Origin of the sequence: Legionella hackeliae, assembly GCF_000953655.1 — a bacterium.
Taxonomy (GTDB): Bacteria; Pseudomonadota; Gammaproteobacteria; order Legionellales; family Legionellaceae; genus Tatlockia; species Tatlockia hackeliae.
Map to the genome: position 1 here is coordinate 1,058,298 of NZ_LN681225.1, position 13,043 is coordinate 1,071,340.

Here is a 13,043-nt window from a genome sequence, read left to right on the forward strand (position 1 = left end):
TTATCCTATGTCTAGCGATTATCCTATGTCTAGCGATTATCCTATGTCTAGCGATTATCCTATGTCTAGCGATTATCCTATGTCTAGCGATTTATCCTATGTCTAGCGATTTATCCTATGTCTAGCGATTTATCCTATGTCTAGCGATTTATCCTATGTCTAGCGATTTATCCTATGTCTAGCGATTTATCCTATGTCTAGCGATTTATCCTATGTCTAGCGATTTATCCTATGTCTAGCGATTTATCCTATGTCTAGCGATTTATCCTATGTCTAGCGATTTATCCTATGTCTAGCGATTTATCCTACGTCCCGCGGCTTGTCCGCGGGATCCAGTTTATTCCACGCTTTCCAGATCCGGCGAACAAGTCGCGGGATGTGGTAAACAAGTGCACTTCATACAAATAATGTGCAAAAGTTTTTGCGTAATTTAAATTTGTCAACTATTCTTAAATTCCGAGCGTAATTTACAATTTTAAAGCTCGATAATTCTTCATAGTTTATAAGGAGATAATTATGAATAGGGATATTTTTGAAGGTAGATGGGAAGAAACTAAAGGTAAAATGAAACAGTTCTGGGGTTGGTTAACTGATGACGACTTAAAAGAGTTAGAAGGCAACCAACAAGAAATTTTTGGTAAACTCCAAAAACATTACGGCTATTCAAAAGAACAAGCAGAAAAAGCCGTAAAAGATTTTCAACGCCAATATTGGCACTAAAATCTTAAAGATTCTGATCAATTATGATCAGAATCTTTTTCCATTTTAAGAGTAAGCTAACGATATTGAATTAATATTCAGCATGGCCAGGTGTACGTGGAAAAGGAATAACATCACGAACATTATTAACGCCTGTAACATAGCTGATTAAGCGCTCAAAACCTAAACCAAAGCCGGCGTGTGGAACACTACCATAACGACGCAAATCTCTATACCACTGGTAATATTCGCGATCTAAATTGCATTCATCAATTCGTTTATCCAAAATGTCCAAACGCTCTTCGCGTTGACTGCCACCAATAATTTCACCTATTCCTGGTGCTAGAACATCCATAGCGGCAACAGTGCGACCGTCATCGTTCAAACGCATGTAGAACCCTTTAATGTCTTTAGGATAATCGGTGAGAATAACAGGTTTTTTACACAACTCTTCTGCGAGGTAGCGTTCGTGTTCAGATTGCAAATCGAGTCCCCAGCTGACTGGATACTCAAAATTTCGATCAGCTTTCTCAAGGGCTGTAATGGCATCCGTGTAAGACATGATTTCAAAATCAGCTTTAATAATATGCTCTAATCGCTCAATACAGCCCGGGGCTACAAATTGATTAAAGAAATTCATATCATCGGCTCGTTCATCAAGGACTACTTTACAGAGGAAGCGTAGCATTTCCTGACTTAATTGACAGATATCTTGGAGACTGGCAAACGCAATTTCAGGTTCTATCATCCAAAACTCTGCCAGGTGTCTACTGGTATTAGAATTTTCCGCTCTGAAAGTAGGACCGAAAGTGTATACTTTTGACATTGCTAAACAGTAGGCTTCCACGTTTAATTGGCCTGAGACAGTCAAAAAAGCTTCGCGACCGAAGAAGTCTTTGGAAAAATCAACTTCACCCTGAGCAGTTTTAGGTAAATTTAACAGATCTAATGTGCTTATACGGAACATTTCACCGGCGCCTTCACAATCACTGGAGGTGATAATTGGCGTGTGTACCCAAAAAAAGCCTCGCTCGTGGAAAAAACGATGGATAGCTTGTGCCAGACAGTGGCGAATTCGAGTAACGGCACTAATGGTATTCGTGCGAGGACGCAGATGTGCTACTTCTCTCAAAAATTCCAGCGTATGGCGTTTGGCCTGAATAGGATAACTATCAGGGTTTTCTACCCATCCCACAACCTCGATAGCTTCGGCCTGAATTTCAAAAGTTTGACCCTTTCCTTGGGAGGTAACCAATTTTCCTTGAGCAATTATAGAGCAACCTGATGTTAATTTTGTAATATCGCTATTGTAATTTTCCAGTTGGTTTGTAGCGACAATTTGAATTGGTGAAAAACAAGAACCATCATGGAGAGAAATAAAAGATAGGCCAGCTTTTGAATCTCGACGTGTTTTAACCCAGCCTCGTACAGTGACTGACTCATCAACTTGAACTTCACCTTCTAAACATTGTTTAATTGTATACACTGCTGTCATATGTACTCCGAAAAACTAATCCTGCTTGAGCGAATAACGCCGTTCGCAATTCAATCGAAAATAAGAAATACAGTAAAATGCGATAATAACACTAATAATACCAGTTCAACATAAGAACATTAATGCCTTTCTATTGTTTATTACTTTAGTCTTTGATAATAGCAAATACAAAGCTCTTATATTTTCATCTGCTCATGACTAGTCAATCCGGTTTGCTTTATACTTACTCCTCCAAATTTATAGAAAGAATGAGTTATGCCTTTTAAGAAAATGAATGAGTGGTTCGCTAAGGAAAAGGAATTGGGGGTTGAGGTAAACAGTGTTGTTTTGGCGACGGTCTCGCCAGAGGGACGTCCTCACAATCGGGTTGTTGCTATTCGTGAAATCAAAAATGACTCACTCATTTTCTTTACCCAACGAGAAACGCGAAAAGTTGCTGATTTGCTGAAGAATCCTGCAGCTGCAATGGATTTCTTTTTAGTGTTGCAACAACGCCAGGTCGTTTTAGAAGGGGTCGCCAAACCACTGACCTATGAAGAAAATGAGCAATATTGGAATGATTTGCCAAGAGAGAGACAACTGCGCTTTTCAACCTATGCCCCCAGTTCTGGACAACCCATCACCAGTCTAAGTGAATTGGATGAAAGGAAAAAAGAGCTCGAAGCATTATTTGCTAACAAAGCTGTACCAATGAGCGATTTTTATCAAGGATTTCGCTTTATACCAGATACGTTTCTTTTTTACTCAGTTGGCTCAACCTCGTTTTCAGAAGCCATAAAATTTACAAAGAACAATAACGATTGGCACGAGCAACTTCTATCTCCATAGAGAAATTCTCGAATTTAAGGTGTCATTGAAGGGGAATGCTGCGGACATAGTAAACTGATTGTCTATCAGAAATCCGAACCAGTTTTTTTCAAAAATATTTAAAATGGATGAGTTTCAACTGATAAGCTTAATTCAGATGTTATTTCTGGTATAACGATGTTTAATAAATACCAATTCTTGGTTTCTGATTGAACCAAGATTTATGGAGATTACATTCATCTCTTGCTCAAAGGCAAGAGTAACATTGTAAAATCATATTCCTTGAAGCAGTAAAGTATTTCTATTGCGAGGGGTAACGTAGGTTATATATCATAAAGCAGGTGAGAATTGATCATTAATGTTGTTTTTATCACTTTTATTCAGTGAGAACAATTAAAATGTTTGAGATGGATAAGTTTAGTATTAGCATCTTAGCATGGATGATTGATGTAATGCTCTTGTCCCTAATAGATAAGTTAGGTGCATTTATGGCGTTTTTCGACCCATCATTTAGAAATCTTGTCAGATTCAATACCTGAATAAACGATACTGGAAGCAAGATGGATACAACATCGATAGGCTATCCTGGGAGTTAGCTCGTTTTTGGTATCAAGCCAACGGATAGAATACCTGAAATGACGGAGTGTTCATCATTGTCTGATGTATCCCCACTTGCCCCCGCAGCCCCTATAATTTCATTATCAAGATTGACGATAAGTACACCTCCTGGAGCAGGAATAAGTCGTCCTTTTGAAGCATTGATAGCTCCTTCCATTAAGTCAGGAATTTCATTTGCCTTGAGTGCCAAACCTCGTGAACCTATTCCCATGCCCAAAGCACCATAGGCTTTAGCAAACGCTATATCAAACCGCAAAATACCTGCTTTATCTTGACGTTGGAACGCAATAAGATGTCCACCCGCGTCAAGAATCGCAATAGACATCGGTTTCAGCGATAATTTCAAACTTTCAATAAACCCCGCCTCAATAATGGCATTTGCTTTTTCCAGAGTTAATCTATTCATTATATATCCATTTAAATTTAAGGCACTTGTTTTATTGTTTATATTTATATATCAAAAACTCTGATATTGCATGTCCCGTATTTTTTCACTGATCCAAATAACAGATAACTTTTGTAACTATTAATTACTGCTAAGTCTGGTTAATCGTCTAATCAGAGCTATTATTCGCTCTTGTCGGTGGATTCAAACAATAAAAGCGATTGGCATACTTAAGTTATGAAACTAATGCATTAGAAAGATTATTTAAATCACAACTTATATCCATTTTAATCTTATACTATCTTTAAATATTGATGAAAATTTTAATTCGTTGAAGGTTTTTTTGAAGCATATGATCAAGGTAGAGTAAATAGCTCTGCTGTTAATCACTTTCTGGAATGAAAATGAATGAAGGCTATTAAGCCAGTCAAGCTCTATTTAGCCTCGATTGGTACCATTCTTTATCAACATGCAACAATCAAAATCAAAAAAGAATTGTTTTAATATGGTACAACTTTTTAGAAACTGATGGGGACTTTCAAACTAAATTATTTTCACTTCAACTTCATTCCATTTTGGAATCTTCGATGGAAAAAAACTCATTGTACTCTAATTAGTTTTTATGTGAATAATTTACTCATATAGTACTCAATGTAATTTAAATATGGCAATCACAATACTAGCTGAGGAAGAGCAAAAAGTTAGATTATTGCAACATAATCGGACTTTAAGGACTTGGGAAAGGATACCTTTGGTAAGACGTAATCTAAAGACAGGCTGGCCGCTTCTTCAAGTAAGCTTATATTCTTTTAATAGTGAATTGCAAGCATATGAACCTGCTTTAGGTGGAGGAAAGTGTCATGACTTTTATATTGGTGCCTTCAATTTAGCTTGTCTATTATCACGTATTCCAGGTAAATTATCTTTGAAGGTAGGAAGAGAAGAAGTTGATAAGAAAAGGTTGCACATGGAAGGTGTTGACCTGTTTTTGGCGCGGTTTACATTTCATCATAAGCTTTTGGGTTTAACAATAGCCTCTGATTCAGGATATGGACTTTGTAAAGTGCTGCACATCGAAACTAAAGAGTTTGATTCGGAAAGACTTACAAATGCCCTGCTGGATTGCTTTGACTTCGCAAAAAAGAAAGGAGCAGATTTAGATTTAAAGGATATCGCAGATTGGGATAGCTCTGATTACAATACTTCTTATACTAAAGAGCAAATAATTCAATCAATCAATGATAATGTTGCCATCTTTTCAGAGGGACAGATTTTTGTGGATCTAGGTGAATTACTGTCTTGTAAAAAAGATTTATTGAATAGAACAAGTGCTTTTGAAGTTGATCCTAAGCTCCAGGACTTCTTTAAAAGAATTTTCAAAGTCGATGAATTTATGCAATTAATACAATCTGATGCTTTTAATCCTAATTATACACTGCATGAGTTAAATTCAACGGCGGTGGATTATGTTTCAACGGATGAGGTAGATGAACAAGAGTTATCTGATGAAGAGGAGTTATCTCATGTAAAAGAGTTATCTTTTGAGTTAAATTTTAAAAATCTACTCGATCAACTCAAAGTAATGGAAAAGTACGGTAACAGCCTATTAGAGGTAGATAGTCTCAAAGGTCATACTGCAATTAAACTTGTTGAGAATTTGCGTAATTTTATTGATGAATTTAAGATAAATGCATTAATTAAGCAACCTGGTAGAGAGGAGATTAATCACTTTAAAGTAAATTTTAAAGGTATTTTGCATCGAGAAGATAAATTAATGGAAGATCATAGAAAAATATGGAAGCCAATTATAGCAAATATTCTTATTGCACTAACCGGGATTGGATTAGTTGCAATTGCAGTGAACACAAGCATAAAGTTTTTTAATGATGAGAAAATAAAAATTAACAACACCCTATTTTTTGCTAAAACTCATGGACAAAAAGAGATAGAGGAAATTGAAAAGAAATTGGACTCACTTTCCAATCAGATGCTCTAAAACTGAAGTAGACTGTCAGGTCAAATTTAATTTATAAACTTTTCCTTCCAGAAAGGCTGAATTGGAGGTCGAGAACGGAAAATGACAGCAAGCAAAATAGAAGCTGCTAAGCACTTATTGCTTTCTGGCAACTCACCCAAAGATGTAGCTTAGAATTTGGGAGTTTCTGTGCAAACATTATTCCGATAGCTTCCTGATTCAAATAATAAAAATTTGTGAAACAATAATAAAGAGGGAAAAAAGTTAGAATATCATGGTGTTTGTTTATGTAATGAAACAACGCAAACAGCTAGAGGATAGCCTTATAATCAACTTCTATGTTCTTTTACCATGTGTCAAAAATCATCTAATTGTTGCTTGGGTTGAGTTTCCTTTGAATCATTTTCAATGGACCGCAAGTAACCCTGGGCTACCAATCTTCCGAAAAACTAGACGTTGCTTCTGAAAGAAATGTAGTCTCGTGTTAGCTACGTTGAATCAGATATATTCAAATATCTGTATAACTATTGCTTCGTTAAAAATCCAAATTTGGTAGTTCCGAATAAAAAAATGGCTATAAGGAAAGCGCCCCTTTGTGGTGGGGAACCACACATTTATCAGATAAAGCTGAAATGATCTTTTTTGTTGGTTCCTCCTAAGAACCGTTAAGGTACGAGAACATATGCCTGATAAACCAGATAACTTCTTTATTAAACCCAGAGCTAACTCAAGATTGGAGTACTCCTCAAGGCCAAGAGGGCGGCAGGTGCGCGATTAGGAAGCCGTTTTTTGTCTTTAGGACGCATATTGAGCAATATACCCGATAAATGCGTTTATGATTCACCTATGACCCTGACGGCGTAAGACTTAAAGCCATACGACGGATAGCGTTCGGATGACTCCTGCAAGGCTGCAATAAGCTCTTCATCAGCTTGGCTATCCGGCTTATATCGATAAACCGAGTCGCTGATACACACAACCTTACAAGCACGGCGTAAACTCATAGTATCAGTATTCACTGCATAATCAACCAGCTCCCGTCTGACAGATGGCTTCAGAGTTTTTTTTGACAATATCCTTCATGATTTTGTGATCAAGACTTAGCTCAGCACACATTTGCTTTAGACGACGGTTCTCTTCCACAAGATCTTTTAGACGTTTTACGTCGGATGCCTCCATACCAATATATTTTGCTTTCCAGTTCTGATAGGTTGCATCTGAAATCCCCTATTCACGACAAATTTCTTTTACCAGCCGACCTGCTCCGACTTCTCTTAGAATTTTTACAATTGTGTTTCTGTATAACGTGATTTTTTCATTTTTGTTCTCCTCAAACATAGTTTAACTTCGAGAACTCTAATCAGAAATGCACCTATTTTAGGGGAGGGTTACAATATTGTGCTTTGTGCAAAAAATAAAGATCAAGTTGAAGAATTTTATGCAACAGCAATCGAAGCTAGTGGTCAATGTAATGGTGAAACCGGGCTCAGGCCACAATATATCAAAATTTATCATGGTGCATTTATTATTGATTCGATTGGACACAATACAGAGGCGGTTTTCAACTCTAAACGGTAAATTTTGACATGAATGGGGTCATTACCGTAATAAGGGGTAAAAACCTTAAAAAATCATCGCTTTTTCTGCGAATACTTCAGGGCGCATTCAATAAGCTGCTATTAAAGCTAAAGACATCAATTCCAGTGCCTTGAAGTGTTGTTTTAATTTTTTTACCGCGCTCAATATTCTTTGGCTCATAGCAGCGATTCCAATAAATCGCACCAATTCCGGCTGCTTTCACTAGGTCTATTGTCTATCTAATCGGGTTCCTTTACGCAGAATAAGGGTAATTTATTTTACTTCATTAGGGAGTCATTAAGCGCATAGGCTTTGATCAAGCCACTAGGCGTGTGCTCCACCAAGAGTGCTGTTTTCATCCACAATATAGACTCTAATCACTGTTTCTTGATTAGTGCATGCTTCAAAAAATGCAGGATTATGCTAATCGCAAATATTGCCTTAATCAAACTAAGGCGGTACTCATATGATCCTTTCTTATTTTTTGTGGAGGGTCATTTGCTCTGTGAGTCGAAGTGAAATGGAGAGAAATAGTTTAATGCATCATATAATAGTTTAAGTTCCACATAATCCATAAGGACCCAACAATAATCGATGTCAAAATAACGCCTGTGAAAAGAAAGGTCATTACATTCATTTTTCCTTGCTCTGTTTGTGTGCTCAAGCGAAGGAAGCAAATGACCTGTACCAAAAATTGAATGCAAGCTGAAGCAAAAATAAGTGTCAATATTTCTGTTTTTGAAAAAATGTGTGACATGACTAGCCAAAATGAGAGCAGCGTCAGGAAAGAGCAACTTATAAAACCAACTAAATAAAGCCCCAGTTTTTTTTGGCCTGTGCCATAATCCGGCGCCTTTATTCCATGATGTTCCATGTTAAATAGCCCCCATCAGGTATACAATTGTAAATACAAAAATCCAAACAATGTCTAAAAAATTCCAAAATAACCCCAAATAGGTCATTCGGCGTCGCTTTACTTGATTTAATCTAATCAAGGGAAGCTGGACAATCATTATAATAATCCACAACAAACCAAAACCAACATGCAGTCCATGAGTACCTACTAAAGTGAAAAACGAGGAAATTGCGCCACTAACATCCCATCGAAAACCTTCATTGGCCATATGTATAAACTCAGTGACTTCCATTGAAATAAAGCCAGCACCAAGCAAGAAGGTGATAGCAAGCCAAAGTTGAACTTTGTAAGATTTATCCCTATATAAATTTAAAATCGCTAAGCAAAAAGTAAAGTTAGATATCAGCAAAAGAAATGTTTCGATGAGTACATCATGTAAATTTACATAATTTTTAAGCGCAGGCCCTGGGTGACCTGGATTGTTTAACACTAAAAAGGTTGCAAATAAACAACCAAATAGAATGCAATCCGTCAGTATGTAAATCCAAAAACCAAATACATCCGTTGAATCGCTGTCATGATGATGTATGTTAGTCAGGATTGCTTCATTGTGCATTACACGAGCTCCTTAAAGTGAGCTAATTCAGTTTTTTTGACTGTTTCAGCATCGATATAATAATCAACGTCGTTTGAAAACGTCCGAGCAATAGCGGTGGAGACAACTCCAACTAAACCAATAATTCCCGGGATAAGCATATGCCAAATTAGAGCAAATCCTACAATTCCAGAAAAAATGGCAATAATAAATCCTGCCGATGTATTTTTTGGCATATGAATTGGGTCGTAACGAATTTCTTTAGGATTAATGTGGCCCTCTGCCCGATGATGTTGCTTATCTACCCAAAACTGGTCGAGTACTTGTACGGTGGGTAATTTAGCAAAATTATATACGGGTGCGGGTGATGCAACCGACCACTCCAATGTCCTTCCATTCCATGGATCACCCGTTTGGTCATGGAGAGCATGACGATTTTTAATGCTGGCAATGAGCTGAATAACCTGAAACACAATACCTACTAAAATGAGCAAGGCACCCATCGCTGCAAAAACTAAATAGGGTTGATACATTGTGTTTGCGTAATGATTAGTGCGGCGCACGAATCCATCAAGGCCTAAAACGTACAAGGGCATGAAGGCGCAATAAAAACCGGTAACCCAAAAATAAAAAGCGCGTTTACCCCAGGTCTCATCCAAACGAAAACCAAAGGCTTTGGGAAACCAATAGGTGATTCCAGCAAAGGCACCAAAAAGTACACCGCCGATTATCACATTATGAAAGTGTGCGACGAGAAACAGACTGTTATGCGTTTGAAAATCAACAGGGGGGACCGCCATCATAACACCCGTCATACCACCTATTGCAAAAGTAGTAAAAAAGGCCGTAACCCATAGCATGGGTGTTGCCATGATAATTCGGCCCTTGTACATAGTAAACAACCAGTTAAATACTTTTACTCCCGTAGGAATGGCAATAATCATAGTCGCTATTCCAAAAAAGGAGTTTACATCTGCTCCAGCGCCCATAGTAAAAAAATGGTGAAGCCAAACCAGGAAGGATAATAACGTTATCATCGCTATAGCCCATACCATAGTGGTGTAGCCAAATAATTTCTTTTGACTGAAAGTTGCTACCACTTCAGAAAAAATACCAAAGACTGGCAAAATTAAGATATATACCTCTGGGTGACCCCATACCCAAATTAAATTAATATACATCATGCTGTTTCCACCGGCGAAATCAGAAAAGAAATGCATATCAAGCATGCGATCGAGTGATAAAAGAGCAAGCGTCACCGTTAAAACGGGAAAAGCAAGCGCTACTAAAATCATGGCGCACAGGGCAGACCAAACAAATACAGGCATTTTCATTAAAGTCATGCCTTCACATCGCATTTTCAAAATAGTCGCAATAAAATTAATTCCTCCAAGCAAGGTTCCAACGCCTGAAATTTGTAAGGACCAGATATAGTAATCCACACCTACGTCAGGACTATAATACAGCTCAGACAAAGGGGGATAAGCAAGCCAACCAGTTGAGGCAAACTGCCCCACCACTAGTGAAATATTGCACAACATTGCTCCGACAAAGGTTAGCCAAAAACTAAGTGAATTTAGATAAGGATAAGCCACATCACGCGCACCAATCTGTAGAGGGACTATCATATTCAGAAGGGCGAAAATAAGCGGCATAGCAACAAAGAAAATCATAATAACGCCATGTGCTGTAAAAATCTGATCGTAATGATCGGGCGTTAAAAATCCCGCGGCATTGCCCGCGGCAACTGCTTGTTGTGAGCGCATTAAAAGCGCGTCTGAAAAACCACGCAGCAACATTACAAACGCTAAGATTAAATACATAATCCCAATTTTTTTATGATCTACTGAAGTCACCCATTCGTTCCAGATATAGTACCATTTTTTAAATATCGTCAATAAGGTAAGAACCCCTACAAATGCTAGCACCATAAACAATCCAGCCCCCATAGCAAAAGGATTGTGAAAAGGTATAGCATCCAGGGTCAATTTGCCGAGTAATAAATTTTGAAGCATAACTATTCCTTATGGAATTTAACGGTATTTTCACGTGGGTGCGTCCGACCTATACTTTCCATATAGGTCATGACTACTTTGTTGAAGAGGTCATTTTGCACGCCCGAGAATAGTTTTGGTTTATCAGCAATCGATGGGTATAACAACTGATTGTAAGATGCATCTGTCAACCCATTAGGCGATTTTTTTACTTCTGTAAACCATTGTTCTAGTGTTTGTGGCTCAACAACATGGACTTCAAAATGCATGTCTGAAAATCCATCTCCATTGTATTGCGTGTTTAAACCGTCATAAACGCCCGGTTCAGTTGCTAAAAGATGCAACCGGGTTCGCATTCCAGCCATGGCATAAATCTGACTTCCTAGCTGCGGTATAAAAAAGGCGCTCATTGGGACATTATCTGTTGTTATCCAATACTCCACCTGCTGTCCTAATGGAATCTCAAGATAATTCACTGTTGCAATATTTTGTTCTGGATAGATAAATAGCCATTTCCAGGGCAAAGCGATCACTTGGACTAACAAGGTTTTTTGAGCTTGGCCTCCAATAGGTCGATAGGGATCCAATTCATGCGTCTTTTTCCATGTCATAATGGCCAAAACCAATATAATCACACAAGGAATACCCCACCATAATGCTTCTAAATAAAAATTATGGCTCCAATTCGGCTTATAATCCTTGATACGGTGTGATACTTGATAGTGATAAACAAAGGTAAGGCTCATGATGATAACAGGTAATACTACTATCAACATTAAAGCCAACGTGTCAAAAAACAACTTACGCTGCTCTAAAGCAATGACACCCTTGGGGTTAAGCATCCCTATAAAATGCTCTTTACAACCACTTAAAGAAAGCAGTATTAGAGAGCCTAAAATGATGAATATACCTTTTGAGACCCAATGAAAGGCATTTGTATTAATCATAGCAGTTCGCGTCCTTGCGACCATAAACACTCCTGATTGTGTTACTTTCCAAGGTCTTAGTATAATGATACCATTAAAAAAGATTTTATCTAAAATAACAAGTAATTACTATGGATTGGTAATATGACCTATTTAATATTTGCTCGCTGGTTTGGATTGGTATCAGTAGTACTTTCTTTAGGTATTTTATTTAATCTAGAGGATGCTCGCGATATGGCGAAACACATGGTGAAATCAGATTCAGGTTACATCATGGGTGGAGTTCTTCCCACTATCTTCGGCAGTTTATCTTTAATGTTCGCCAATAGTTTTGAGTTAGGATGGACCTTAATCATTACTTTAATTGGAGCAAGTATGCTTTTGATTGGGGTTTTCCGAGTCATTTTTGTCAAGCAATGGAAAGCACTTTTATCACAATACATTCAAGAAATCCCTTTTTTGTTTAGCTTATTTGGCTTGATGTTCGGTGTAATCCTGCTCTACGTTGGTTTTATCGCAAATTCATTTGCATTCTAGAACGCGTAGAATTGCGAATAGGTCCCAAAAACTGGTTATTGCTGAGTAATGTTGTAGCGGCAATCAAAGTCATCACTGCCATAAAAATTAGATATTAAGCGGGCGTGATAAGGCCCATATTTTCTGTGAGTAAAGTAACAATCAATGGCGTACTGCCACCAAATAAAGCATTTCCTAAGTTATAAGAAAATGCGATGCTGCTGTAGCGAATGTTCTCAGGACAATTTTCAACAATAGCGGCTAGAGTATTGCCTTATTCTAACGAGCTTAGAATCGTTGCTGTACCTAAAGATACTAGCGTTGATATTACGGATTTCAACTGCAGTAAATAAAAACAGGGTAAAACCAAAAATATAATATTTCTAACGAATGGAGTGGTCATTATGGTGAATTATGGACTGACAGTGTTGTTGGAGATTTTCAAAGTGCTTTTTTCTGGACTACGAACCAGCCTATTCATCTCATTCGATGGAATGCGGCAGTCGATGAGCGAAAAGACCAAGCTAAAGAGCCTGCGAAGCCAGCCGCAGGGCTTTTAGTCTCTTGTCGATTTTTTGCCATTAATGATACTGTAGCAA

The 13,043-nt window shown here is 37.8% G+C and carries 11 protein-coding genes and 1 pseudogene; 4 read left to right on the plus strand and 8 right to left on the minus strand.

The genetic code is table 11. The annotated features are described in order from the left end of the window. The first annotated feature begins 516 nt into the window (after window positions 1-516). Window positions 517-720 (plus strand): CsbD family protein, encoded by a 204-nt coding sequence (locus LHA_RS04840; protein WP_045105534.1) that lies wholly within the window; start codon window positions 517-519, stop codon window positions 718-720. 70 nt (window positions 721-790) lie between these two features. Here the strand turns inward: LHA_RS04840 and asnS are convergent, their stop codons facing one another. Further along, window positions 791-2,194 (minus strand): asparagine--tRNA ligase, encoded by a 1,404-nt coding sequence (asnS, locus tag LHA_RS04845; protein WP_045105535.1) that lies wholly within the window; start codon window positions 2,192-2,194, stop codon window positions 791-793. A 255-nt stretch (window positions 2,195-2,449) separates the two neighbouring features. Here asnS and LHA_RS04850 point away from each other — a divergent pair, with 255 nt between their 5' ends. Continuing rightward, window positions 2,450-3,022, plus strand: coding sequence for a pyridoxine/pyridoxamine 5'-phosphate oxidase (locus LHA_RS04850; RefSeq protein WP_052673589.1), 573 nt, complete (start codon window positions 2,450-2,452; stop codon window positions 3,020-3,022). A gap of 571 nt (window positions 3,023-3,593) precedes the next feature. Here LHA_RS04850 and LHA_RS04855 read toward each other — a convergent pair. Further along, entirely contained in the window at window positions 3,594-4,025 is a 432-nt protein-coding gene (locus LHA_RS04855; RefSeq protein ID WP_045105536.1) for a GlcG/HbpS family heme-binding protein, read from the minus strand. Between the two features lie 643 nt (window positions 4,026-4,668). Between LHA_RS04855 and LHA_RS04860 the strand changes: the two genes are divergently transcribed. Then, window positions 4,669-6,000 carry a hypothetical protein gene (locus LHA_RS04860; RefSeq protein ID WP_045105537.1) on the plus strand — a complete coding sequence of 444 codons (1,332 nt, stop codon included), beginning with the start codon at window positions 4,669-4,671 and terminating at the stop codon, window positions 5,998-6,000. A gap of 734 nt (window positions 6,001-6,734) precedes the next feature. Here LHA_RS04860 and LHA_RS16490 read toward each other — a convergent pair. The 6 genes and pseudogenes from LHA_RS16490 to cyoA all read right to left on the minus strand — a co-directional run. Beyond that, window positions 6,735-7,298 (minus strand): annotated as a pseudogene (locus LHA_RS16490) (transposase); the annotation flags it as partial. Between the two features lie 335 nt (window positions 7,299-7,633). Next, entirely contained in the window at window positions 7,634-7,780 is a 147-nt protein-coding gene (locus tag LHA_RS16495; RefSeq protein ID WP_158644240.1) for a deoxyribodipyrimidine photo-lyase, read from the minus strand. Window positions 7,781-8,092: 312 nt separating this feature from the next. Then, window positions 8,093-8,431 carry a cytochrome o ubiquinol oxidase subunit IV gene (cyoD, locus tag LHA_RS04875; protein WP_045105539.1) on the minus strand — a complete coding sequence of 113 codons (339 nt, stop codon included), beginning with the start codon at window positions 8,429-8,431 and terminating at the stop codon, window positions 8,093-8,095. A gap of 1 nt (window position 8,432) precedes the next feature. Next, on the minus strand, window positions 8,433-9,029 hold the full coding sequence (gene cyoC, locus LHA_RS04880) for a cytochrome o ubiquinol oxidase subunit III (protein WP_045105540.1): 597 nt from the start codon (window positions 9,027-9,029) through the stop codon (window positions 8,433-8,435). Then, complete coding sequence (gene cyoB, locus LHA_RS04885) at window positions 9,029-11,023, minus strand: cytochrome o ubiquinol oxidase subunit I (protein ID WP_045105541.1); 1,995 nt, start codon at window positions 11,021-11,023, stop codon at window positions 9,029-9,031. The genes cyoC and cyoB overlap by 1 nt, the downstream gene beginning before the upstream one ends. Before the next feature lie 2 nt (window positions 11,024-11,025). Next, window positions 11,026-11,973 carry a ubiquinol oxidase subunit II gene (gene cyoA / locus LHA_RS04890; protein ID WP_231861976.1) on the minus strand — a complete coding sequence of 316 codons (948 nt, stop codon included), beginning with the start codon at window positions 11,971-11,973 and terminating at the stop codon, window positions 11,026-11,028. Between the two features lie 99 nt (window positions 11,974-12,072). Between cyoA and LHA_RS04895 the strand changes: the two genes are divergently transcribed. Next, complete coding sequence (locus LHA_RS04895; RefSeq protein WP_045105542.1) at window positions 12,073-12,465, plus strand: hypothetical protein; 393 nt, start codon at window positions 12,073-12,075, stop codon at window positions 12,463-12,465. Window positions 12,466-13,043: the final 578 nt, after the last annotated feature.